Below are 21,657 nucleotides of genomic sequence, written 5' to 3'. Positions count from 1 at the left end.
TGTTCAGCCCTTGACGGCGCCCTCGCCGACGCCTCGGAAGAAGTACCGCTGGAGGCACGCGAAGAGGGCGATGAGCGGCGCCACGGCGATGACGGTGCCGGCCGCGACGATGCGTTCGTCGTTGGCGAAGGTGCCGTGCAGATAGTTCAGGCCGATGGTCAGGGTGAACTTGGACGGGTCGCTGAGGACGATCAGCGGCCACAGGAAGTCGTCCCAGGCGCCCATGAAGGCGAAGATCGCGACGACGGCGACGGTCCCCTTCACCGAGGGCAGCGCGACGCGCAGGAACCGCTGCCAGACGTTGGCGCCGTCGACATAGGCCGCCTCCTCGATCTCGTACGGCAGGTTGCGGAAGGCGCCCCGCATCAGCAGCACGTTCATCGCGCCGATCGCACCGGGCAGCACGACGCCGATGAGCGTGTTGTTCAGGCCGAGTTCGCGCATGGTGGTGAACTGGGCGATGACGATGCCCTCGACGGGCACGAGCATCGCGAGCACGAACACCAGCGTGGTCCCGCGCCGGCCGCGGAAGCGCAGCCGGGCCAGGGCGTATCCGGCGAGCGCCGAGCCGACGCAGTTGGTGACGACGTTGGCGGTGGCGACCTTCAGGGAGTTCAGGGCGTAGTCCCAGACAGGGATGGTGTCGGCGACCCGGGTGTAGTTGTGCAGCGTGGGACGGGCGGGCAGGAAGCTCGGCGGCGAGCCGTAGATGTCCTCGGTGGGGCCCTTGAGGGAGGTGGAGAGCTGCCAGAGGAAGGGGCCGACGGTCAGCGCGAGGACGGCGAGGAGCAGCAGATAGCGCCAGACCAGCTCGCCGACGCGGATACGGCGGCCGTGCTCGTCGGTGACGCGCGGCTCCCGCCGCACGGTGCCGGGCGGCTCGGGCCGTACCCTCTCCAGGACGCTCACGACTCCTCCCTGCGGTCGGCGCGCAGCACGAGCAGCATCAGCGCGACGGTGACGACGAACACGACGACGGAGAGCGCGGAGGCGTAGCCGACCCGGCCGGTCAGGCCGGTGCCGGTGCGCTGGACGAGCATGACGAGGGTGGTGTCCTCGCCCGCCGGGCCGCCGGTCGGGCCCGCCATCAGGTACACCTCGGAGAACACCTTGAACGCGGCGACCGAGGACAGGGCGGCGACCAGCACCATCGTGGAGCGCACGGCGGGCACGGTGACCGAGCGGAAGCGGCGCACGGGCCCCGCGCCGTCCACCGCCGCGGCCTCGTGCAGTTCACGGGGCACGTTCGCCAGCGCCGCCAAATAAATGATCATGTAGTAGCCGAGGCCCTTCCACACCGTGACGGCCATCGCGCTCAGCAGGAGCAGCCACTGGTCACTGAGGAACCCGATCCGGCCGATCCCCACGGTCTCCAGCAGCGAGTTGACGAGCCCGCGTTCGTCGAGCAGCCACACCCAGATCAGCCCGACCACCACGATCGAGGCGACGACCGGGGTGTAGAAGGCGGAGCGGAAGAAGGTGATGCCGGGGATGTTCTTCTGCACCAGCAGCGCGAGCAGCAGCGGCAGGACGACGAGGGCGGGTACGACGCCGAGGATGTACAGGGTGCTGTTGCGCAGCCCGGTCCAGAACATGTCGTCGTGGAGCAGCTCGCGGAAGTTGGCGAGGCCCACGAAGTGCCCCGGCAGCAGGGTGCGGCGGTCGGTGAAGGAGTTCACCAGGGTGGAGACGAACGGGTAGAGCACGAAGGCACCCGTCACGAGCAGTCCGGGTGCGGCGAACAGCCAGGGACTGTACGGGAGTTGGCGCCGAATCCTCGCCGGTGGTCGGCGCCTGGCAGGGACCGGGGTGGCCATGGCCGCTCAACCCTGCTGGAGAAGGCGGTTGGCGGCGTTGACAGCGTTGTCGAGGGCCTGCTTGGGGCTCTCCTTGCCCTGGAGCGCCTTGGCCACCTCGTTGCGCAGCGCTGTCTTCATCTGGTCGCTGAACAGGACGGGCGTGTAATTGACGGCGCTCTCAAGGGACTTGGCGGCGGCGATGCGCACCCGGGTCTCGTCGGTGCCGTCCTCCTTGGTGAAGTACGGGTCGTTCAGGGACCCGGCGGTGCTGGGGAAGATGGCGACCTTCTTCGCGAACGACATCTGGTTCTGCGCGTCGGTGACGAAGTGCGCGAAGGCGACGGCGGCCGGGGTGTGCTTGGTACGGGAGTTGACCATCACCCCCATCACGTACATGTTGACGTGCCCGGTGCTGGTGATCTGGTCGGTGATGCCGATGTTCCGGTACAGGCTCGGGGCGTTCTTCTTGAAGTTGTCGAGGTCGAGGGCGCTGCCGGGGTTCATGGCGACGGCGCCGGTGAGGAACTTCTTGCCGGAGGACTCCGGGGTCGCGGTCAGCGCCTGCGGGTCGAGGGCCTTGGCATCGTACAACTCCTTGTATCTGGTGAGGAGTTCGACGCCCTTGGTGTCGTTGAAGGCGAACGCGCTGCCCTGCTGGTTCATCAGGGTGACGCCGTAGCGCCCGAAGTCCTCGATGGTGGGCACGTTGGCGAGGGTGGCGACCTGGCCGCCGCTCTTCCTCGCCATCTGCAGGGCGTCGGCGAAGAGTTCGTCGTAGGTCTTCGGCGGCCGGCCGGGGTTCAGTCCGGCCTTGGTGAACAGGGCCTTGTTGTAGAAGAGCGGGCCGGTGTTCAGGTACCAGGGGAAGGCGTACGTGCCGCTCATGCCCGGTATCCGGTGGCTGGCCCAGGCGCCGTCCAGGTACTCGGATCTGTACTTCCCGGCGGCCTTGTCGAGGTCCAGGGCCAGCCCGGCCCTGGCGAGCGGGGCGACCAGGTCCGGGGAGACGTTGACGACGTCGGGCAGGGTGCCGCCGCCGGCGTCGGCGCTGAGCTTGTCGGGGTAGCCCTCGGCGGGCTGGTCGACCCATTTCACATGCGCGCCGGGGTACTTCTTCTCGAAGTCGGCGACGAGCCCGTCGAAGTACGACTTGAAGTTCGCGCGCAGGTTCCAGGTCTGGAAGGTGATGTCGCCCTCGACCTTGCCTGAGGCGTCGGTCGAGCCGCCGCCGTCCCCGCCCGAACCGCAGGCGCTCAGCGGCAGGACGAGGGCGACGACAGCGGCGGCGAGGGCTCTGCGGGGCTTGGGCACGATGACACGGCTCCCTTGCTGTGTCGGGCTGTCGGGGTGCCAGAGACCTTGCCCGCGCCGTTCGGAGAAAGTCAATGCAGTCATCCGAACTAAAGAAATAGGTGATTCATTAGTGCAGGTCAGAGAGTTCTGTACGGGAACTTGCCGACATTCGCTAATGCGCTTTAGGGTCTTGACACTCAAGCGCATTAGCGAACACTGCCAGGAAGGGGGAGAAACGTGCCGCCCAAGCGGTCCCCCGCACGCCGGCCCACGATGAAGGACATCGCCCGGCGGGCCGGAGTCTCCGAGAGCGCGGTCTCCTTCGCGCTGAACGGCCGCCCCGGTGTCTCCGAGGCCACCCGCGCGCGGGTCCGCCGGGTCGCTGAGCAGCTCGGCTGGCGTCCCAGCACGGCCGCCCGCGCCCTGTCCGGCGAGGGCGCGGCGACGGTCGGCTTCGTCCTGGCCCGCCCCGCCGACACCCTGGGCGTCGACTCGTTCTTCCTCCAACTGGTCTCCGGCATCCAGGAGGTGCTCGCCGAACGGCATCTGGGGCTGCTGTTCCAGGTCGTGGAGGACGTGGCCGACGAGTGCGCGGTCTACCGCCGCTGGTGGGCGGAGCACCGGGTCGACGGCGTCCTGGTGGTCGACCCGCGCGCCGACGACCCGCGCCCCGACCTGCTGGACGAACTCGGCCTGCCCGCCGTGGTGATCGGCGGCGCACCCGACGAGCGCCACCCCGAGCTGTCGACGGTCTGGGCGGACGACGCGGGTGCGATGGCCTCCGTGGTCGACGAGTTGACGGCGCTGGGCCACCACAGGATCGTGCACATCGCCGGGCTGCCGGGCCTCGCCCACACCCAGCGTCGTATCCGGACCCTGCGGGCCGAGGCCGACCGGCGCGGCCTGACCGAGGTCCGCTCGGTCACCACCGACTACTCCGACGCGGAGGGCGCGGCCGTGACCCGCCGCGTGCTGCGGGCCGGCCCGCCTCCGACGGCCCTGATCTACGACAACGACGTGATGGCGGTGGCCGGGGTCTCGGCGGCGGCCGAACTCGGCTACTCGGTACCGGCGGACGTCTCCGTCGTCTCCTGGGAGGACTCGGCCCTGTGCCGCATGGTCAAACCCTGGCTCTCCGCGCTCTCCCGCGACAGCGCGGAGTTCGGCCGCACGGCGGCCCGGGAGCTGACGGCCCTGCTGGACGGGGGTTCGGCGCGGGCGGTACGCGTGCCGGTGCCCCACCTGACGGTGCGGGGCAGCACGGCGGCGGTGCGCCCCGACCAGCCGTCTGCTTGAAGAGCGCAGCCATCGCCGTCAGTTGCGCGACCGGTACAGCCCGAACTCGGCGATGTGTACGGCCGCCCGGGCCGCGGTGACCCGGACCCGCCACCGTCGGGCCCGTACCGGCGCCGCCAGCAGCAGGATCCGGCTCGCGCCCACCGTCCCGGCGGCGGCCACCTGCGACCACTCGCCGTCGGTCTCGGCCTCGACTGCGAAGCCCTCGATCTGCTGCCCGTGCCGGATGTCCTCCGCCAGCCGGATCCGGTCCACCTCCCGCTCCATGCCGAGGTCGACGGTGAGGCACCCCGGTGCGGCGGCGGTCCGGGCGCCACGGGCCAGGTCCTCGGGCAGCTCCCGGTCGATACGCCCGCGGAACTCCCGCAGCCGGGCCACGTCCGCCGCGGGCAGCAAGCCGTCCGTGTCCGGCGGCACGTTGAGCAGCAGCACCGAGTCGCGGCCCACGGACCGGAAGTAGATGTCCGTCAACTGCTCGACGGACTTCGGCCGTTGGCCGCGTGGTAGAACCAGCCGTCCCGGATGGACACATCGCACTCGGCGGGCCACCACTGCAGATAGTCGGCGACGTCGCGGGCCGCGAGCAGCGCGCCCCGGCTCCCCTCGTCGGGCGCGTCGTACGGGTCCGAGCAGCCCGAGTCTTCTCCGGCGGCGCTCAGTCGTGCCACTCCACCTTGAACACCCAGGCGTACCGGCCGGCCTTCCGGGCGGCCTCCGGTACGTCGATCACGAGTGCGCCGCCCGTGACGGTCCAGGTCAGGGGCCGGTCATGGCCGAGCATCGTCACCTTGTCGCCGGGGCGCACCGGCACCGGGGCCTCGACGGTGAGCTTCGGGCCGGGTGCGGCGAGGGAATGGATGTAGAAGGCCTCGCCCGGGCGGACGGTGAACCGCAGGTCGTCGCCGAGCTGGGCCGTCCGCGACCAGTAGGTGGTGTCGTAGATCGCCTCCCCGTTCGTCTTGAGCCACGCGCCCGTCTCCCGCAGCCGGGTCTGCATGATCTCGGGGATGGTGCCGTCGGCGCGCGGGCCGATGTCGAGGAGGAAGTTGCCGTTCTTCGAAACGATGTCGACGAGAGTGTGGACCACCTCCTCCGCGGTCATGTAGGCGGAGTCGGGCGTCGCCTGGTTGTAGCCGTAGGAGAACGGGTCCAGGCCCCTGCTGGCCTCCCACTTGGCGACGACCGTGTTGGCGTACGTCGTGTACTCGGGCGTCGTGAAGTCGTGGGAGGCGATGCCCGAGCGGTCGTCGACCGTGACGTCGATCGGCCGGGGGCGGTTCTTGGCGTGGTTGAAGTACTCGGCGAGGACGTGGACGCTGTCGTTCACGCCGCCGATGTCGCACCAGATGATCTCGGGGTCGTAGCCGTGGATCAGTTCGAGCATCTGCGCGGCCTGGTAGTCGTGGACGTAGTCCTTGCCGGCCGTGTAGCCGGTGTACGGCACCGGCTGGAGAGTGTACGGGTTGCGCGGGGCGTGGCCCATCCAGGGGTTGTCCGGGTTGAACCATTCGGGCATGGAGAAGTACAGGCCCCGGTGGAGTCCGGGGGTGTAGCGGCGGCTCGCCTCGAAGAGTTCCCTCACCAGATCCCGTTTGGGGCCCATCTTGACGGCGTTGCGGTCGGAGACCTTGGTGTCCCACAGGGCGAAGCCCTCGTGGTGCTTGGAGGTCAGGACGTGGTACTGGGCGCCCGCGTCCCGGAACAGCTCCACCCAGGCGCGCGGGTCGAACCGCTCGGCGGTGAAGCGGGGGATGAAGTCGTCGTAGGCGAAGTCCTCGCCGTAGGTGTCCCGGTGGTAGGCGTACACGGCGCCCGCCGGATCCTGCATGTGGTCCCAGTACCACTCGGCGTACTGCTTGCCCACCGGTGACCAGGCGGGCACCGAGTAGACGCCCCAGTGGACGAAGACGCCGAACTTCGCTCCCTGGAACCAGTACGGCGCCTGGTGCGCCGATAGGGAGGTCTCGGTGGGCTGGTAGTCGGCGGTGCCGAGGGTCAGCGTCGCCCGGGACGCGGCCGCTCGGGCCCCTCGGCCGGTGACCGTGACCGTGCCGTCCCCGCGGGTGCCCGGCTCGGTGCCCGGGGTGTTGCGGATGCCGATGCGGACGCGGGCCTGTTCGCCGGGGTCGAGGCGGCGGATCCGGGCGGGCTGGACCGTGCGGGCGCCCGGTGCGTCCACGGTCACCGAGACGCCGTCCGCGGCCAGTACGGCGACGGTGCCCGCGTTGACGACGGTGGCCTCCACGCTCTGCGCGCCGGACGGTTCGAGCAGGGAGGGGGTGGAATGCGGGGCGCGCAGCGTCAACGCCCGGCCCTCGGCGACGGGTTGCAGGGTGAGGGCGAAGAGGTGCAGGGAGGCCTTGTTCGCCTCGGCCGGGTTGGTGACGGGGAGGGTGAGGGCGACCGCTTCGCGGCGCGGGTCGAGCCAGATCTCCGCGACGCCGATACCGACGCCGTGCTCGTCCTTGCCGCCGTCGGGGCGGTAGCGGTAGGGCGCCGACAGCGGGCCGCCGGCCGAGTACCAGTCCGCGCCGCCGAGGCCGGCGGTGCTGGTCGTGCCGTCGGCGTAGTGCACGGTGGCCGTGCCGGAGGCGTTGCCGTAGCTGGCCGCGGTGAGGAAGAAGGCCGACAGATAGCGGCCCTTCGGCAGGTCGAGACGCTGACCGAGGGCGACGACGTTGTTGCGGGTCCCCGCGGTCGAGGCCGGGAACCGGAAGGGCACGCCGGCCACCTCGACCGGGCCGGCGGGGAGCTCCTCGCCGGGGAAGGTGTAGCCGGAGCCGTCGAAGTCGCCGCCGCGGGCGGAGGCGGTGTCGATGCCGTCGTTGTCGAAGAGGGCGTCGAGCGCGACGGGCACCGGATCGGGGACGGCGGCCCACGGTCCCTGCTGGTCGGCGGCCCGCGCGGGGGTCGTGGTGCTGAGCGGCAGGGCGGCCGCGGCGGTCACGCCCGCTGCCGCGCCCAGGATCAGACGTCTGGGATACGTGCTCATGAGCGGCTCCCATGCACTCCGATTCATCGGACGTCTGATGATTGTGGGGCGGCCACGAGACTGTCAACGGGGGTGCAGCGGGCTGCACTTGGCGCATTGATCGGACGATCAGTGCGTTGTCGAGAAGGACCTCTCGACGTACCGCGCCCGAGCGGGCACAGTTCTCCCTGCGCCGTGATGGATACCGGCGAGTAGCCGACGACCGAGCGAGGAGTGCCTGTGGGTGACCGGGCCGGGCGGACCGCCGCCGAGACAGCCGCCGACGTACGCGCCAAGGAGGTCACGCCACGGGAGGTGGTGGCAGACTGCCTCGCCCGGATCGAGCGCCTCGACGGACGGATCGGGGCTTTTCGCACGGTGCGGGCCGAGGCGGCGCTGGCCGAGGCCGACGCGGTGGCCGCCCGTGCCGATCTGGCCGAACTGCCGCTCGCGGGCGTGCCCGTGGCCGTCAAGGACAATCTGGCGGTGCGCGGCGAGTCCCACCGCGACGGCTCCGCCGCCACCCCTGACACCCCGGCCGCCGAGGACCATGTCACGGTGGCCCGGCTGCGGGCGGCCGGCGCGGTGGTGGTCGGCCTGACGAACGTGCCCGAGCTGTGTGTCTTCGGCACCACGGAGGGCGTCTTCGGCATCACCCGCAATCCGTGGGACACCTCCCGCACGGCGGGCGGTTCCTCGGGCGGCAGCGCGGCCGCGGTGGCCGCGGGCCTGGTGCCGGTCGCGCTCGGCAACGACGGGATGGGCTCGCTGCGCATCCCGGCCGCGAACTGCGGCCTGGTCACGCTCAAGCCGGGGCTGGGGGTGATTCCGGCGGGGATCGGCCAAGGCGACTGGTTCGGCATGGCGGAGAACGGTCCGCTGGCCACGACGGTGGAGGATCTGCGGCTGACGCTGGGCGTCCTCGCGGGCGCCGAGGTACGCCGGCCCGGGCAAGAGCCGGCGCCCCGGCGGATCGCGGTGGCCCTGCGCAGCCCGCTGGCCGGGGTCGGGGTGAGCAGGCCGTATACGACCGCGGTGCGGGAGGCGGCCGGGGCGCTGGCGCGGGCCGGGCACCGGGTGCGGCGGGCCGAGCCGCCGTATCCGCTCTCGCTGGGCGTGACCGCGCTGCGGCACTGGACGGCCGGGACGGCGGTGGACGCCGCGGGCCTGGACCGGGCGCGGCTGGTCCGGCGGACCCGGGTGCACGCGGATCTGGGCCGGCGGTTCGTCCGCTCGGTGCGCGCCGGAGACAGCCGGGAGCGGCTGCGCGACCGGCTGACGCCCTTCTTCACCGAGCACGACGTCCTGCTCACCCCGGCCCTGGCCCGGCGCTCCCCCGCGGCCGGGCCGTGGCACGAACGCGGCTGGCTGCGCAACATCCTCGCCAACACCGCGTACTCCCCGTTCACCCCGCCCTGGAACCTGACCGGCTGGCCCGCGATGTCGGTTCCGTTCGGCACCCTCCCCTCGGGCGCCCCGTGCGCCGTACAGCTCGTCGGCCGCCCGGGTACGGAGGCGGTCCTGCTGGAGCTGGCGGAGGAACTGGAGCGGCTGCGCCCCTGGCGGCGGACGGCACCGATGGCCGACTCCTGAGCCCTGCCTGTCGGGGCACTAGGTGAGCGCCCGGTACATGATGTGCAGTCCCACCCTGCCGTCCCGGGGGTGGTCGTAGGCCTCCGGGATCGTGGCGAGGACGGTGAAGCCGAGGGAGGTCCACAGGGTGACCGCGGGATTGGTCTCGACCACGGCGTTGAAGACCATCGCGCGGTAGCCGTGGGCCCCGGCCTCGGCCAGGACGTGTTCGGCGAGGGCGCGGCCGATGCCCTGGCCTGCGCGATCGGGGTCGACCATGAAGCCGGCGTTGGCCACGTGGGAGGCGGGGCCGCCGTAGTTGGCAGCGAGATAGGCCGAGCCGACCACGCGTCCGGCCGCGTCCTCGGCGACGTAGACCCGCTTGGCGGGGTTCATCCAGAGCGCGCGGGCGTCCTCCTCGGAGGTCTCCGGGTCCCAGGCGTAGGTTTCGGCGGCGGCGACGATCCGGTGCCAGAAAGGCCATATCCGCGGCCAGTCGTCGGCCACGGTTTCTCTGATCAGCATGGGCGTGAGTCTGTCAGGTCACGCCCATGCGCGGCGATCGCGAAGGTCCGACCCCCGGGTCAGTCCACGCTGGGCAGGATGTGGGGTTCGGCGAGGTCGTCCTCGTAGCCCGCGAGGCGGATCGGGGCGGAGCGGGCCCACACATCGAGGCTGCCGAGCTCTCCGGGCCGCCGGCCCACGCGCTCCGTGCGTTCCTTGGGGCGCTGTTCGCGATTCGTCTTGTCCGGTGTCACCGCGCACTCCTTATGTGTCGGTCACCCTCGAGGGCATGCCGGACAGCCTGCGTTTCGGCACTCGACGCCCGCTGGGGTTCTGGTTGCAAGTCCAGTTCGGACGCGGTTGCGCCGGTACGGACGTTGGGTCTGGGTGGGACCCGGTCCTGCTGCCCGTCTCTCCAGATTACCCAAATGAGCGGGTGCGCGCTCGATCGGGAGTGCAAACAAGGTGTAACTATGAGAAGTCGTTTGACCCCGAATACCTTTCAATATGCGGCTATTTACCATGACCTGCTCACCCGACGGTCCGGGCGATTCACCCACTCGGCCCACATGTGGCTCAGTTCAGGTGCCGTTGGCCCGACCGCAAGCTCGTCATGATCTGCTGATGTGCGGCAACGGCTGTCTCGCGGAAGGACTGACGCATGGAGCTGCGCAGCGTCGAGGAGCTGATGGATCTGCTGTACGCCGGCCGGTACCAGCACGCGCTGAGAACCGCCGCGCTGCTGCGCCGCAGGCGCCCCGCCGACAAGGAACTCCAGGTCGCGGGGCTGGTGCACGGCATAGGCCCGGTGCTGAGCCCGGGCGACGAGCCGGGCCGGGTGCTCGGCGCGGCCGAGGCGGTGCGCGCCCTGCTCGGGGAGCGGGTGTTCCACCTGGTGCGCGGGGACGCGGGCCCCGCCGACGACGATGTGCTGCGGCTGCGCCAGGCGGATGAGGAGAGCCGGACGGCGGGCTTCGACGCGGGCGTCCTGGAGGACTGGCGGACGGTGCTGGAACTGGTGGCGGCCCGCCATTCACGGCTCGGCGCCGTCGACTGACGTCCTGATGTCCGGGTGACGCCCAGGGCGCGCGACCGGGGTGACTCACGACCGGGTGACGTCCAAGGCGTCCGGCCCCGGACCGGCTGACGGCCCGTCAGCCGGCCGTCGGTGCGCAGTGCCCGAGATCGAGGCGGCTACGCGATGGCCCGAAGGACCCGCGGTCCCGCAGGGGTCCTGCTGATGGATCACGCGGCGTGGGGACACCCCCAACGGCGTTGTCGCATCGGCCGAGGTCAGCGGCGGGTGACCGGCGGAATCACCACTTGCCGGGTGCGTAGTCCTTCATGAAGACGCCGTACAGGTCCTCGCCCGCCTCGCCGCGGACGATCGGGTCGTAGACGCGGGCGGCGCCGTCGACCAGGTCGAGGGGCGCGTGGAAGCCGGCCTCGGCGAGGCGCAGCTTGTCGTAGTGCGGCCGCTCGTCGGTGATCCAGCCGGTGTCCACCGAGGTCATGAGGATGCCGTCGGCGTCGAACATCTCCTGCGCGCTGGTCCGCGTGACCATGTTCATGGCCGCCTTCGCGGCGTTGGTGTTCGGGTGCCCGGCGCCCTTGTATCCGCGGCCGAAGACCCCTTCCATCGCCGAGACGTTGACGACGTACGCGCGTCCGCTGGCCGCCTTCTTCGCGGCGTCCGCCATCGCCGGGCGCAGGGCGCTGATCAGGATGAACGGCGACGTGTAGTTGCACAGCTGGGTCTCCAGCAGCTCGACCGGCGAGATCTGGTCGATGGTCTGCACCCAGGTGTTGCTGTCGACGACGTCGGGGACGAGGCCGCCGGCGTCGATGGCGGTGCCCTCGATGTGCCGGGCGACGCTGGCGTTGCCCGCGACGAGGGCGAGGTCGGCGACCTTCTGCGCGTCGAGGCCGCTGGTGCCGAGGGGCAGCGCGGCGATGCCGTCGACGGCGCCGGAGTTGAAGGCGCCGATGACGTGGTGGGCGGGGAGTTCACCGGCGGGCAGCGGGGCGGTCTCGCCCTCGACCAGGGCCGCGTAGGCCGAGGGCAGGCGGCGTACGGTCTGCGTGGCGTTGTTGATCAGGATGTCGAGCGGTCCCGCCTCGGTGATCTGCTCGGCCAGGGCGACGGACTGCGCGGGGTCGCGCAGGTCGATGCCGACGACCTCCAGCCGGTGGATCCAGTCCGCCGAGTCCTCCATGGCCTTGAACCGGCGGATGGCGTCCTTCGGGAACCTCGTGGTGATCGTGGTGTGCGCGCCGTCGCGCAGCAGCCGCAGTGCGATGTACATGCCGATCTTGGCGCGGCCGCCGGTGAGCAGGGCCCGCTTGCCGGTGAGGTCGGCGCGGGCATCGCGCCTGGCCCGGTTCGTGCGGGCGCAGTCCGGACAGAGCTGGTGGTAGAAGTAGTCGACCTCGACATAGCGGGTCTTGCAGGTGTAGCAGGAGCGCGGGCGCTGGAGTATGCCCGCGATCCTGCCCTCGTCGACCTTGGAGCTGGGCAGCAGGCCCTCGGTCTCGTCGTCGATGCGCTCGGCGGAACCGGTCGCCGTGGCCTCGGTGACAGCGCGGTCGTGCGCCGTCTTGGCGGCCCGGCGCTCCTGGCGGCGGCGCTGCTTGACCGTGCGGTAGATGCCGGCGGTGGCCCGGCGCACCGCGATGGCGTCCGGGTGGTCGACCTCCAGCTTGTCGAGTTCCTCAAGCACGCCGAGGCAGACGGCCAGGCGCTCGGGGTCGATGCCGGGGCCGTACACGACCTCGTCCGTGGCCGTACGGCCGTCCTCTGTCACCGTCATCGCGCTGTCGCTTCCCTGATCACCCGTGCAGCGCTCCGACTCGCGCCCGCATTCGAACGGGGCATTTTACGAAGTGCGGGGGCCTGGGTCCAAACCGCTCACGGGACGATCAACGGACACCCCTGGGCCGCCCCACGGGAGGCCACCCGCACCCGGCCGCGAAAGCCGCACGGACGGTGCGGGTGGGAACCCTCAGGCCTCGCAGAGCGACAGCAACGTCTCGACCTCGGCCGACACCGCGTACGCGAACCGGTCGAGGTCCGGCACGGCCTGCGCGTCGGCGACGAGCCCGTAGTGCACACGGCCGCGATACGTCGAGATCGCCACCGCCAGCGCCTGCCCCGGCGCGAGCGGGGCGAGGGGATAGACCTCTCTCAGTTCGTGTCCACCCAGCCGCAGCCCCAGACCCGGCAACGGCACGCTGGTGACGAGGATGTCGAACCACAGCCGAGCCGCCTGGCCGACCAGCGGCCCGCCGAGCCGGTGGCCGAGGGCCGGGACATGATCGGCGAGCAGCGCGACGGCGCCGGCGCCCCGGTTGGGCCCCGCGTCCTTGTTGCGGACCATCGCGGTGCGTACGGAGTCGAGGCGGCCGAGCGGATCGGGCTCGTCCACCGGCAGCCGTATGAGATAGCCGGAGAGCCGGTTGCCCTGCGGATGCGCGGTGCGCGGCCGACGCCGCGAGACGGGGACGAGGGCACGGGGCGCCACTCCCTTGCTGCCGTCGCCGCGCTCCTCCAGCCAGCGGCGCAGGGCACCGGCCACCACGGCGATGAGCACGTCGTTCACGGTGCCACCGGCGGTCTTGCGCACCCGGTGCACATCGTCGATGTCGAATACGACCCCGGCGGTGCGGCGGGTGCCGGTCGGGGCCGCGGTCAGCGCCGAGACGGTCCGCATGCCGAGGGTGGACCGGGCCAGCGAGGCACCGATGTCCAGGGCCCGGCCCACGTCGGACAGCGCACCCCTGACCAGGCCGGGCACGAGCCCCGGCAGTTTGCGTACGTCGGGCAGGAGGCCGCGGGGCGGCTCGATGGCGCGGGGCGCCCGCTCGGGCAGGTCCACCGGGTCGAGGACACCGGCGGCGAGTTTGAGTGCGCGCAGCCCGTCGGCGAGGGCGTGGTGGAACTTGAACAGCACAGCGAAGGACACCCCGTCCTCGCCGGGCATCACATGGGCCTCCCACGGCGGCCGGCCGCGCTCCAGGGGGCGTTCCATGAGCCGCCCGGCGACCGCGTGGAAGTCTGCGGTCGGTGCGTGCAGCCGTACATGGTTCAGCGGATCGAAGTCCGGGTCGGTCTCCCGGGCGGCGCCGCCGAAGGCGAGCGGCTGCCACACGTCGCGGATGCGCAGGCGCAGCCCGGGTACGGCGGCGGCCCGGGCTGCCAGCAGGTCGGCGGCATGGGCGCCCGCCGTGGGCGAGTGGGCGCCGAAGACACCGAGCGCGCCGAGGTGCATGGGGTGCCGGTCGGACTCGATGTTCCAGAACGCCAGGTCGAGAGGAGCGAGCAGGTCGGAAGTCAAGGGCTTGCCTCACGCGTCGACGACGGGTGGATGTGCAGTCACTCGCAGTCAATCTCTGCGACCCGATTACGGTCAAGTACGATCAGGCTACGCTCAGTTAACAGCAGATTAAGTCCCGCCCCTGCAAAAGGGGCGGGACCTAGGAATACGTGAGGTCACTTGAGAACGGGTTGCGCCGCCTTGGGTGACGTACCCCACTCAGACGGGCGCGGGCCGACCGTGAAGTCGAGCGAGCGCAGGGATCGCAGCACACCCGTCGTCAGATACGTCTGCCCGTGCGGGACTCCGTCGGCGCGCACGGACTGGATGTAGCGGTGGGCGGCGGAGGTGCCGGGCGCGGCGATCGTCAGGTTGCCGCTCTTCCAGTACCGGCGGTCCAGGGCGAGGTCGACGCGGTCGAAGACGGGCGTGGACAGGCCCCAGGTGTCGTAGCCGGGCTGGATCGGGAAGAGGCCGATGGACGACAGCACGTTCCAGGCGGACATCGTGCCGAGGTCGTCGTTGCCTGTGATGCCGCTGGGCCCGTCGGTGAACAGGGTCAGGGCGGCGTGCACCACGTCGGTGGTCTTCCACGGCTGCCCGGTGGCGAGGTAGGTGTACGGCGCGATGAGGTCGGGCTCGTTCATCGGGTTGTACTTGTCGGCGTTGTAGTACGCGTACGCGTTGCCGTGCACCCACGACTCCCGGGCGGTCTTCGCGGGGTCGGCGAGCAGCTTGTCGTAGGCGAAGAAGGAGTCCAGCCGGTCGTTGGCCGCGCGTTCGCCGCCGATGAGCCGCACCATGCCCTGCACGTCCTGCGGCACGAGCCACTGGTACTGCCAGGCCGTGCCCTCGTGGAAGCCGGTGCCGCGGGTCGGGTCGGCCGAGCCGGTGAAGGCGCCGGAGGCGTCGCGGGCGCGGAAGAAGCCGGTGCTCGGGTCGAAGATGTTCCGGTAGTTCTGCGCCCGGGCCGCGTAACGGGTGGCGTCGGCCCGGTGGCCGAGGCCGCGGGCCATCTGGGACAGCATGCCGTCGGCGAGCGCGTACTCCAGCGTGACGGAGGCGCCGTGGTGGTAGTCGGAGTCGCCCATCTTGACGTACGGCCGGTCCTGGACGAAGGGCGCGTAGCCGTGCGCGAGGTACTCGGCATTGGCCTCCCGGCCGATGCCCGGATTACCGGCGGGCGGGACGCCGTCGGCGTTCTTCTTCAGCGCCCGGTAGGCCCGCTCCTCGAAGCCCTTGAGCAGGCCCATCTGGTAGGCCGTCGTCAGGAACGGGGTGACCGGGTCGCCGCTCATGACGTTCGTCTCGACGGGGCCGTAGCCCCACTTGGGCAGCCAGCCGCCGTTCTCGTCGATCGCCACCACCGAGCGGGCCATGTCCCGTGCCTCGTGCGGCGCGAGCAGCGCGAGGAGCTGGGCCTGGGTGCGGTAGGTGTCCCACAGCGACCAGTTCTGGTAGTACGTGAACCCGTTCGCGTGGTGGATCCGGCGGTCCCAGCCGAGGTAGCGGCCGTCGGTGTCGCCGCCGATGTTCGGCGCGAGGTACGACCGGTACAGCGAGGAGTAGAAGGTCCGGCGCAGGGTGCTCGTGCCGCCCCGCACCTGGACGTCGGCGAGCCGCCTCTCCCACTCCTCGCGGGCCCGCTCGCGTACGGCGTCGAAGGACCGGCCGCCCTCGGCGCCCAGGTTTCCGGCCGCGCCGCGCGCATCCACGTACGACATCGCGGTGGTCGCCTCGACCGTACGGTCCTTGGTGGTGTCGAAGCGGACATAGGCGCCGCCGGGTCCGCTGCGGGAGCCCGGGGTGACGGCCTGTCCTTTCCAGGTGCCGTACGCGGTGAAGGGCCGGCTGAAGCGGGTGATCGTGTAGACGGTGTAGGGGCCGGTGTCCCGGCAGAAGCCACGCCCGGTGATCGCGGTGCGCACGGTGTGGTCGTCCAGGATCTGGACCGAGCTGGAGACCGACTTGTGCAGCGACTGGGCCGCGTTCAGCAGGACGTTGGCCTTGTCGGTGGCGGGGAAGGTGTAGCGCTGGACACCGGTGCGGCGGGTCGCGGTCAGCTCGGCGCGAATGCCGGAGGAGAGACCGACCCGGTAGTAGCCGGGGCTCGCCGCCTCGTCCCGGTGCGAGAAACCGGCCGCGTACTTGGTGTAGTCCGTCTGTGTGACGTCGCCGGTGGTGGGCAGCACGGGCAGGTCGCCGCCGAGGCGGCAGCCGACACCCGAGAGATGGACCAGGGAGAAACCACGGATCCGGTTCTGTGTGTAGTCGTAGCCGGTCATGTGCCCGGTGTCCGGGGAGAGCTGCACCATGCCGAAGGGCACGGCCGCACCGGGAAAGGTGTTGCCCTCGTTCTGGCTCCCGATGAACGGGTTGACCAGGTCGGTGAGGTGGCCGTCGGTCCGCTCGGCGGCCGGAGCGGCAGGGGTGGCGATCAGCGCTGACGCTGCCATCACCCCGGCAAGGCACAGCCGCGTGCGCCGGGTCCCTCTCATGTCGGATGACCTCCCGCAGGTTCGACATCGTTGTCTGCATCCTGAAGGTCGAACGACACAAATCCGGGCAGGGTACGGTCATCGGGCAGAACGCGTCGCGCCTGTCCCGGTACGGAGAGTGACGCCCCGTCAGCGAGCGCCGGCTCGAAGGCGGGCGCCGTGTCGGGCTCGGGTCCTACCCCGGGCTGCCGGAGGGCCAGTAGTGGTGCGGCGGGTCGTCCTCGGCCTCGATCAGATCGTCGGCCACCGCGTCCAGTTCCCGCCGGTCGCACTCCGAGTGGAGAGCCGGCCCCGCAGGCCCTGTCGTCGAACTCCCTCCCCCACGCTCGCCCTAGGAGACCCGCTGGCCCTTCCCCAGGGCGATCACCCCGCCCTTGGAGACCGTGTACAGGTCGGCGTCCCGTTCCGGGTTGACGCCGATCGTCGCGCCGGGCGGGACCTCCACGTTCTTGTCCAGGACCGCGCCGCGGACCACCGCACCCCGGCCGATGCGCACGTTGTCGTGCAGCACCGAGCCCTGGACCACCGCACCCGGGTCGACCCGTACGCCCGGGGAGAGGACCGACCGGGTGACCTGACCGCGGATCAGGCAGCCCGCGCTGATGATGGACTCGCCCGCGATGCCGCCCGCGTTGAAGCGGGCCGGGGACAGTTGGTTGGAGTGGGTGTAGATGGGCCACTGGCGGTTGTAGAGGTTGAACGCGGGGCGCTCGGCGATCAGGTCCATGTGCGCCTCGTAGTAGGCGTCGAGGGTGCCCACGTCCCGCCAGTAGCCCTGGTCTCGGCTGGTCTCGCCGGGCACGTGGTTGTCGCCGAAGTCGTACAGCTGGGCCTCGCCGCGCGCGGTGAGCTGGGGCAGGATCGAGCCGCCCATGTCGTGCACCGACCGCGCGTCCTCGGCGTCCCGGTGCAGCGCCTCGACGAGGACCTTCGTGGTGAAGAGGTAGTTGCCCATCGAGGCGAACACGGTCTCAGGGTCGTCCGGCAGACCCGGTGGATCGGCCGGCTTCTCCAGGAAGCGTTCGACGCCACGGCCGTCCGGGCCCGGTGTGATCACCCCGAAGGACGAGGACTCCACGCGCGGTACCCGGATTCCGGCCACCGTGACGCCCGCGCCGCCCTCGATGTGCTGCCGGAGCATCTGCCGCGGATCCATGCGGTAGACGTGGTCGGCGCCGAACACGGCCACGTACTCGGGCTGTTCGTCATGGACCAGGTTCAGGGACTGCAGAAGCGCGTCGGCACTGCCCAGGTACCAGCGCGGGCCCAGGCGCTGCTGGGCCGGGACCGGTGTGACGTAGTTGCCGAGCAGGCTGGACATCCGCCAGGTGGTGGTGATGTGCCGGTCCAGGGAGTGCGACTTGTACTGGGTCAGTACGCAGATCCGCAGGATGTCGGCGTTGACGAGGTTGGACAGGACGAAGTCGACGAGGCGGTAGGTGCCGCCGAAGGTGACGGCTGGTTTGGCGCGGTCGGCGGTCAGCGGCATCAGGCGCTTGCCCTCGCCGCCCGCCAGTACGATCCCCAGCACCGAAGGCCCTCCACGACGCATGGCCGCTCCCCTCACCCTGGATGAACCATGGCTGCCCCGCGCGGACGGGACTAAGCCTGTTTGCGGATCTCCTCGTACAGCGCGGCCGTGCGCCGGGCCACCGTGTCCCAGCCGAACTCCAGGGCCGCGCGCTCCCGTCCGGCCTCCCCCATCCGCCGGGCCGCCGCCGGATCGCCGAGGACGGAGTCCAGGGCCCGGGTGAGGCCCGCTTCGAAGCCGTCGTCCGTGTCGACGAGGAGGCCCGTCCTGCCGTCCTCCACCACCTCGGGGATGCCGCCGACCCGGGAGGCCACCACGGGCGTGCCGCAGGCCATCGCCTCCAGGTTGACGATGCCGAGGGGCTCGTACACCGAGGGACAGACGAACACCGCGGCGCGGGTGAGGAGTTGGATGACCTCCGGGCGCGGCAGCATCTGCGGGATCCAGAACACGCCCGCGCGGGCCCGGCTCAGCTCCTCGAACAGCTCCCGGAACTCCCGGTCGATCTCGGAGGTGTCGGGCGCGCCCGCGCACAGCACGACCTGGGCGCCGGGATCGATGTCCCGTACCGCGCGCAGCAGATGCGGCACGCCTTTCTGGCGGGTGATCCGGCCGACGAACAGGACGTACGGGCGGTCGGGGTCGATGCCGTGCCGGGTGAGGGCGTCGGTGCCGTGGTCGGGCCGGTAGAGGCGGGTGTCGATGCCGTTGTGCACGATGTGTACGGCGGCCGGGTCGAGCGCCGGGTAGCAGGCGAGTATGTCCTCGCGCATGGCGCCGGACACGGCGATCACCGCGTCGGCGGCCTCGATCGCGGTGCGTTCGGCCCAGCTCGACAGCGCGTATCCGCCGCCCAGTTGCTCGGCCTTCCAGGGGCGCAGCGGCTCCAGCGAGTGGGCGGTGACCACGTGCGGGATGCCGTACTGCAGCTTGGCGAGGTGCCCGGCGAGATTGGCGTACCAGGTGTGGGAGTGGACGAGTTCACGGCCTTCGAGGGCGGCGGCGACGGCCAGGTCCACGGAGAAGGTGCGCAGCGCGTCGTTGGCGCCGTCGAGCGCGGACCAGGGGCGATGGCGTACGACGCCGACGCCGCGGCCCTCGCCCCAGCAGTGCACCTCCAGGTCCACCAGCGAGGACAGCTCCCGGGCGAGGAACTCGACATGGACACCGGCGCCGCCGTACACGTCCGGGGGGTACTCCCGGGTCAGCAGTCCCACTCGCACCCGACAACCCCCTTGTAACGGCGGCAGGTTCCTCCATGGTCACCCAGATGCGGCGCCCGGGGAAGAGCGCGGAGGCCGGGTGAAGCAGCAGTCGCCGCAGACTCCGCCGCCGGGGACGCGGTAGTACAGGCAGCAGCTGCGGCGGCGGAAGGCGGTGCCGGTGCGGGTGCCGGTGGTGCGCAGCAGGGGGTGGGCGAGCAGTTCGTCCGTCAGGGCGCCGGCCCGGGCCGCCGCGTCGGTACAGCCGTGCGCGCGGGCCCAGCGGTCCAGTTCCCGGGCCGCCCCGGCGAGCGCGGAGCCCGCGTTGCCCCACAGCAGTCCGGGCGCGCACCCGAAGCGGGCACTCAGGGTCTCCCCCAGGGGACGCAGATGTCCGTGCAGCACGCTGGCGGCGAGGGTGGCGGCGTCGCCGGGCAGCGGGCGCAGCCCGGTCAGGAACAGGTCGTCGGGGGCTGCGGCCAAGGGGTCCCAGCGCAGCAGGCGCGGGTCGAGGTCGGGCAGTTGGCCGTACAGGGCGGCGCAGCCGAGGGCCGCCGACCACAGCCGGGCGGCCAGCCCCTGCTGCGCGATGGACGCGGCGACGCGCGGCTCGCGGGTACGGAGCCGGTCCGCGACCACGGCAACGCGTGTCGTCAGGGCGTCCGGTGTCACCCGTTCGTAGGTCTCCGCGAGTGTCGGCAACCCTCCGGGGTCCGGTCCGCCGGCTGATCCGGCCGGGCCCGTGCGCGTGCGCAGGACGAAGAAGCCGCCGAGCGGGCGGAGGGCGGCGAGAGCGGGGTCGAGGTCCACGACATGTACTGGTACCAGGCGCGTTCGGGAGCCGCCGCGCAGGGTGTCAAGACGCGTATCACCCGTCCCGAGGATGATCGCGCGGCTGGTGTACTCCATCGGCAGTAGGACGCATTGTGTGCTCAGGGACGACGACGGGAGGAGCGCGGACGGGCAGAGTGTTGGCCATGGAAGCCGACCGAACGCCGCGCCGGACAGGCGGGAGTTTGACGACAGGGCCCAGGGGCACCGGCCTCACGCAGGGGAGACGCGGATGAGCGCCCTCGCGTTGTCCGTGCTCCTGTCGTTCGTGTCCGCCCTCGCCTACGCGGCCGGCGCGATCGTGCAGGAGCAGGTGGCGGTGTCCTCCCCGGACAGCGCGTACATGCCGGTGCGCCGCCCCAGTTGGTGGGGGGCGCTGGCGCTCAACGGTCTCGGCGGTGTGCTGCACGTGGCGGCACTGGCCTACGGCCCGCTGAGCCTGGTCCAGCCGCTCGGCGCGCTCACCATCGTCTTCGCACTGCCCATGGCGGCACTGTTCGTCGGCCGCAGGGCCGGGGCGACCGCCTGGCGCGGTGCGGTCATGGCCACCGTGGGTCTCGCCGGTCTGCTGTCCCTGGTCGGCTCCTCCGACGCCCACTCCCTCGACGCGGCCCAGCGGGTCGCGGTCGCGCTGGTCACCGGCGGCGCGGTCGCGGCGCTGATGTGCGCCGGGCTGGCCGCGCACCGGCACCCGGCGGTGCGCAGCGTGCTGCTCGCCACCGCCTCCGGCATCGCGTTCGGTATGTCCTCGGTGTTCACCAAGACCGTCGCCGAGGACTGGACCCACGGCATCGACCTGGACGACCTGCCCTCGCTCGCGGCGATCGCCCTGTTCGCGGTCGGCGGCGTCGTGCTGTCCCAGGCCTCCTACCGGGGAGGCGGACTCGCCGCCCCGCTGGCCACGCTCACCGTGGTCAATCCGGTGCTGGCGGCGGCGGTCGGCATCCTGATGTTCGGCGAGACGTTCCGCCACGGCGGTACGGGCGCCGTTCTCGCCCTGTGCTGCGGGGCGGTGGCGGCGGGCGGCCTGGTCATGCTGACGACCGAGCGGATCGGGTGCACCGAGGCGCCTTCCGTCCCGGACGAAGCCGGGACGGAAGCCCTGCTGGGCGTGCCGCAGCAGCGAGGGGCGGCGGAGGACGAGGCGGAGGGGGCCGAGCGGGGCGGGCCGGCCGAGGGCGACGGCGGGCCGACCGAGCCCGTGCTCGACGAGCCTGCGCTGCGGGGCCTGCTCACACCGGCACCGGGTGGCACCGGACAGGGTGCTGACGGCGACGGCGGCGAACCGTCGGCCGACCCCGCACCCGCGCTCCCCGCGTGGTACGCCGCGCTGCCCGCGAGTGCCCCGGTGCCGCTGCCGGTGGTGGTCCGCCGCCGTACGCGGGTCAGATCCTGACGCCGCCGGCCCGCAGATAGGCGAGCGGGTCGATGTCCGCGCCGAAGTCGGGTCCGGTCCGCACCTCGAAGTGCAGATGCGGACCGGTGACGTTTCCGGTGGCTCCGGAACGGCCGATGCGCTGGCCCGTGGCGACGTTCTGCCCGATCCGCACCGCGATGGCCGACAGGTGGGCGTACTGGGTGTAGCGGCCGTCGGCGTGCCGGATGACCACCTGGTAGCCGTACGCGCCGCCCCAGCCCGCGGCCACCACCTGCCCGGTCTCGGCGGCCTGCACGGAGGTGCCGGTGGGCACGAGGAAGTCGACGCCGGTGTGGTAGCCCTTCGACCAGTGCGAGCCCGCGACGCGGTAACCGGTGCCGATGGGCGCGTCGACCGGCGCGACGAGTGTGCGGCCGGTGCTCCCGGTCTTCCGCGGCGAGGCCTTGTGCCCCGAAGGGGCTTTCTTCTC

18 protein-coding genes and 1 pseudogene are annotated in these 21,657 nt (G+C 71.6%); 4 read left to right on the top strand and 15 right to left on the bottom strand.

What is annotated here, in order from left to right; all coding sequences use genetic code 11:
* Nucleotides 1-3 precede the first annotated feature (3 nt).
* Genes AV521_RS00440 through AV521_RS00430 form a run of 3 tightly spaced genes read right to left on the bottom strand, consistent with a single transcriptional unit; the run spans nt 4 to nt 3,110 of the window.
* Nucleotides 4-909, bottom strand: coding sequence for a carbohydrate ABC transporter permease (locus AV521_RS00440; RefSeq protein ID WP_076082130.1), 906 nt, complete (start codon nt 907-909; stop codon nt 4-6).
* Nucleotides 906-1,817, bottom strand: a complete 912-nt coding sequence (locus AV521_RS00435) for a carbohydrate ABC transporter permease (protein ID WP_076082128.1) — start codon at nt 1,815-1,817, stop codon at nt 906-908. The genes AV521_RS00440 and AV521_RS00435 overlap by 4 nt, the downstream gene beginning before the upstream one ends.
* 6 nt (nt 1,818-1,823) lie before the next feature.
* Nucleotides 1,824-3,110: an ABC transporter substrate-binding protein gene (locus AV521_RS00430; protein ID WP_076082127.1), complete on the bottom strand. Its 1,287-nt coding sequence runs from the start codon at nt 3,108-3,110 to the stop codon at nt 1,824-1,826.
* A gap of 219 nt (nt 3,111-3,329) precedes the next feature.
* Between AV521_RS00430 and AV521_RS00425 the strand changes: the two genes are divergently transcribed.
* Nucleotides 3,330-4,388, top strand: coding sequence for a LacI family DNA-binding transcriptional regulator (locus tag AV521_RS00425; RefSeq protein WP_076082125.1), 1,059 nt, complete (start codon nt 3,330-3,332; stop codon nt 4,386-4,388).
* Nucleotides 4,389-4,406: 18 nt separating this feature from the next.
* On the opposite strand, the gene AV521_RS00420 is transcribed toward AV521_RS00425, so the two are convergent.
* Genes AV521_RS00420 through AV521_RS00410 form a run of 3 tightly spaced genes read right to left on the bottom strand, consistent with a single transcriptional unit; the run spans nt 4,407 to nt 7,380 of the window.
* Nucleotides 4,407-4,859, bottom strand: coding sequence for a discoidin domain-containing protein (locus AV521_RS00420; RefSeq protein WP_076082123.1), 453 nt, complete (start codon nt 4,857-4,859; stop codon nt 4,407-4,409).
* Nucleotides 4,856-5,056: a hypothetical protein gene (locus tag AV521_RS52190; protein ID WP_076082122.1), complete on the bottom strand. Its 201-nt coding sequence runs from the start codon at nt 5,054-5,056 to the stop codon at nt 4,856-4,858. The genes AV521_RS00420 and AV521_RS52190 overlap by 4 nt, the downstream gene beginning before the upstream one ends.
* Nucleotides 5,044-7,380, bottom strand: coding sequence for an alpha-L-fucosidase (locus tag AV521_RS00410; RefSeq protein ID WP_076082120.1), 2,337 nt, complete (start codon nt 7,378-7,380; stop codon nt 5,044-5,046). The genes AV521_RS52190 and AV521_RS00410 overlap by 13 nt, the downstream gene beginning before the upstream one ends.
* A 219-nt stretch (nt 7,381-7,599) precedes the next feature.
* On the opposite strand from AV521_RS00410, the gene AV521_RS00405 reads away from it, so the two are divergent.
* The gene (locus AV521_RS00405; protein ID WP_076082119.1) at nt 7,600-8,952 is read left to right on the top strand and encodes an amidase; all 1,353 of its coding nucleotides are present in this window, start codon (nt 7,600-7,602) and stop codon (nt 8,950-8,952) included.
* An 18-nt stretch (nt 8,953-8,970) separates the two neighbouring features.
* Here the strand turns inward: AV521_RS00405 and AV521_RS00400 are convergent, their stop codons facing one another.
* The gene (locus AV521_RS00400; protein WP_076082117.1) at nt 8,971-9,456 is read right to left on the bottom strand and encodes a GNAT family N-acetyltransferase; all 486 of its coding nucleotides are present in this window, start codon (nt 9,454-9,456) and stop codon (nt 8,971-8,973) included.
* Between the two features lie 59 nt (nt 9,457-9,515).
* Nucleotides 9,516-9,689: a hypothetical protein gene (locus AV521_RS47385; protein WP_107480773.1), complete on the bottom strand. Its 174-nt coding sequence runs from the start codon at nt 9,687-9,689 to the stop codon at nt 9,516-9,518.
* A gap of 407 nt (nt 9,690-10,096) precedes the next feature.
* On the opposite strand from AV521_RS47385, the gene AV521_RS00395 reads away from it, so the two are divergent.
* Nucleotides 10,097-10,492: a hypothetical protein gene (locus AV521_RS00395; protein WP_076082116.1), complete on the top strand. Its 396-nt coding sequence runs from the start codon at nt 10,097-10,099 to the stop codon at nt 10,490-10,492.
* A gap of 259 nt (nt 10,493-10,751) precedes the next feature.
* Here AV521_RS00395 and AV521_RS00390 read toward each other — a convergent pair whose 3' ends face one another.
* The 6 genes from AV521_RS00390 to AV521_RS00360 all read right to left on the bottom strand — a co-directional run bounded on the left by AV521_RS00390 (nt 10,752) and on the right by AV521_RS00360 (nt 19,789).
* Nucleotides 10,752-12,245, bottom strand: coding sequence for an SDR family NAD(P)-dependent oxidoreductase (locus tag AV521_RS00390; protein WP_076082114.1), 1,494 nt, complete (start codon nt 12,243-12,245; stop codon nt 10,752-10,754).
* 192 nt (nt 12,246-12,437) lie between these two features.
* On the bottom strand, nt 12,438-13,769 hold the full coding sequence (locus AV521_RS00385) for a wax ester/triacylglycerol synthase family O-acyltransferase (protein WP_076082113.1): 1,332 nt from the start codon (nt 13,767-13,769) through the stop codon (nt 12,438-12,440).
* Nucleotides 13,770-13,924: 155 nt separating this feature from the next.
* Nucleotides 13,925-16,246: a GH92 family glycosyl hydrolase gene (locus AV521_RS00375; protein ID WP_076082111.1), complete on the bottom strand. Its 2,322-nt coding sequence runs from the start codon at nt 16,244-16,246 to the stop codon at nt 13,925-13,927.
* Nucleotides 16,247-16,577: 331 nt separating this feature from the next.
* Nucleotides 16,578-17,798, bottom strand: coding sequence for a glucose-1-phosphate adenylyltransferase (gene glgC / locus AV521_RS00370; protein ID WP_076082110.1), 1,221 nt, complete (start codon nt 17,796-17,798; stop codon nt 16,578-16,580).
* A gap of 50 nt (nt 17,799-17,848) precedes the next feature.
* Nucleotides 17,849-19,000, bottom strand: coding sequence for a glycogen synthase (gene glgA / locus AV521_RS00365; RefSeq protein WP_076082108.1), 1,152 nt, complete (start codon nt 18,998-19,000; stop codon nt 17,849-17,851).
* Nucleotides 19,001-19,039: 39 nt separating this feature from the next.
* The gene (locus AV521_RS00360) at nt 19,040-19,789 is read right to left on the bottom strand and encodes a (2Fe-2S)-binding protein (RefSeq protein WP_076082107.1); all 750 of its coding nucleotides are present in this window, start codon (nt 19,787-19,789) and stop codon (nt 19,040-19,042) included.
* 253 nt (nt 19,790-20,042) lie between these two features.
* Between AV521_RS00360 and AV521_RS00355 the strand changes: the two genes are divergently transcribed.
* Nucleotides 20,043-21,206 carry a DMT family transporter gene (locus AV521_RS00355; RefSeq protein ID WP_107480772.1) on the top strand — a complete coding sequence of 388 codons (1,164 nt, stop codon included), beginning with the start codon at nt 20,043-20,045 and terminating at the stop codon, nt 21,204-21,206.
* On the opposite strand, the pseudogene AV521_RS52490 reads toward AV521_RS00355, so the two are convergent.
* Nucleotides 21,196-21,513, bottom strand: a pseudogene (locus tag AV521_RS52490) (M23 family metallopeptidase); the annotation flags it as partial. The gene AV521_RS00355 and the pseudogene AV521_RS52490 sit on opposite strands and share 11 nt — an antisense overlap.
* Between the last annotated feature and the right edge of the window lie 144 nt (nt 21,514-21,657).

Source organism: Streptomyces sp. IMTB 2501, from assembly GCF_001953885.1.
Lineage (GTDB): Bacteria > Actinomycetota > Actinomycetes > Streptomycetales > Streptomycetaceae > Streptomyces.
Note: the sequence above shows the minus strand (reverse complement) of the source record. Positions and strands in the feature narration are given on the sequence as shown.

What these genes read in the sequence shown, in the direction of transcription:
- AV521_RS00400 (WP_076082117.1), bottom strand. Translation starts at nt 9,456, where the DNA reads ATGCTGATCAGAGAAACCGTGGCCGACGACTGGCCGCGGATATGGCCT.
- AV521_RS00355 (WP_107480772.1), top strand. Translation starts at nt 20,043, where the DNA reads ATGAGCGCCCTCGCGTTGTCCGTGCTCCTGTCGTTCGTGTCCGCCCTC.
- AV521_RS00375 (WP_076082111.1), bottom strand. Translation starts at nt 16,246, where the DNA reads ATGAGAGGGACCCGGCGCACGCGGCTGTGCCTTGCCGGGGTGATGGCA.
- AV521_RS00410 (WP_076082120.1), bottom strand. Translation starts at nt 7,380, where the DNA reads ATGAGCACGTATCCCAGACGTCTGATCCTGGGCGCGGCAGCGGGCGTG.
- AV521_RS00395 (WP_076082116.1), top strand. Translation starts at nt 10,097, where the DNA reads ATGGAGCTGCGCAGCGTCGAGGAGCTGATGGATCTGCTGTACGCCGGC.
- AV521_RS00435 (WP_076082128.1), bottom strand. Translation starts at nt 1,817, where the DNA reads ATGGCCACCCCGGTCCCTGCCAGGCGCCGACCACCGGCGAGGATTCGG.
- AV521_RS00390 (WP_076082114.1), bottom strand. Translation starts at nt 12,245, where the DNA reads ATGACGGTGACAGAGGACGGCCGTACGGCCACGGACGAGGTCGTGTAC.
- glgC (WP_076082110.1), bottom strand. Translation starts at nt 17,798, where the DNA reads ATGCGTCGTGGAGGGCCTTCGGTGCTGGGGATCGTACTGGCGGGCGGC.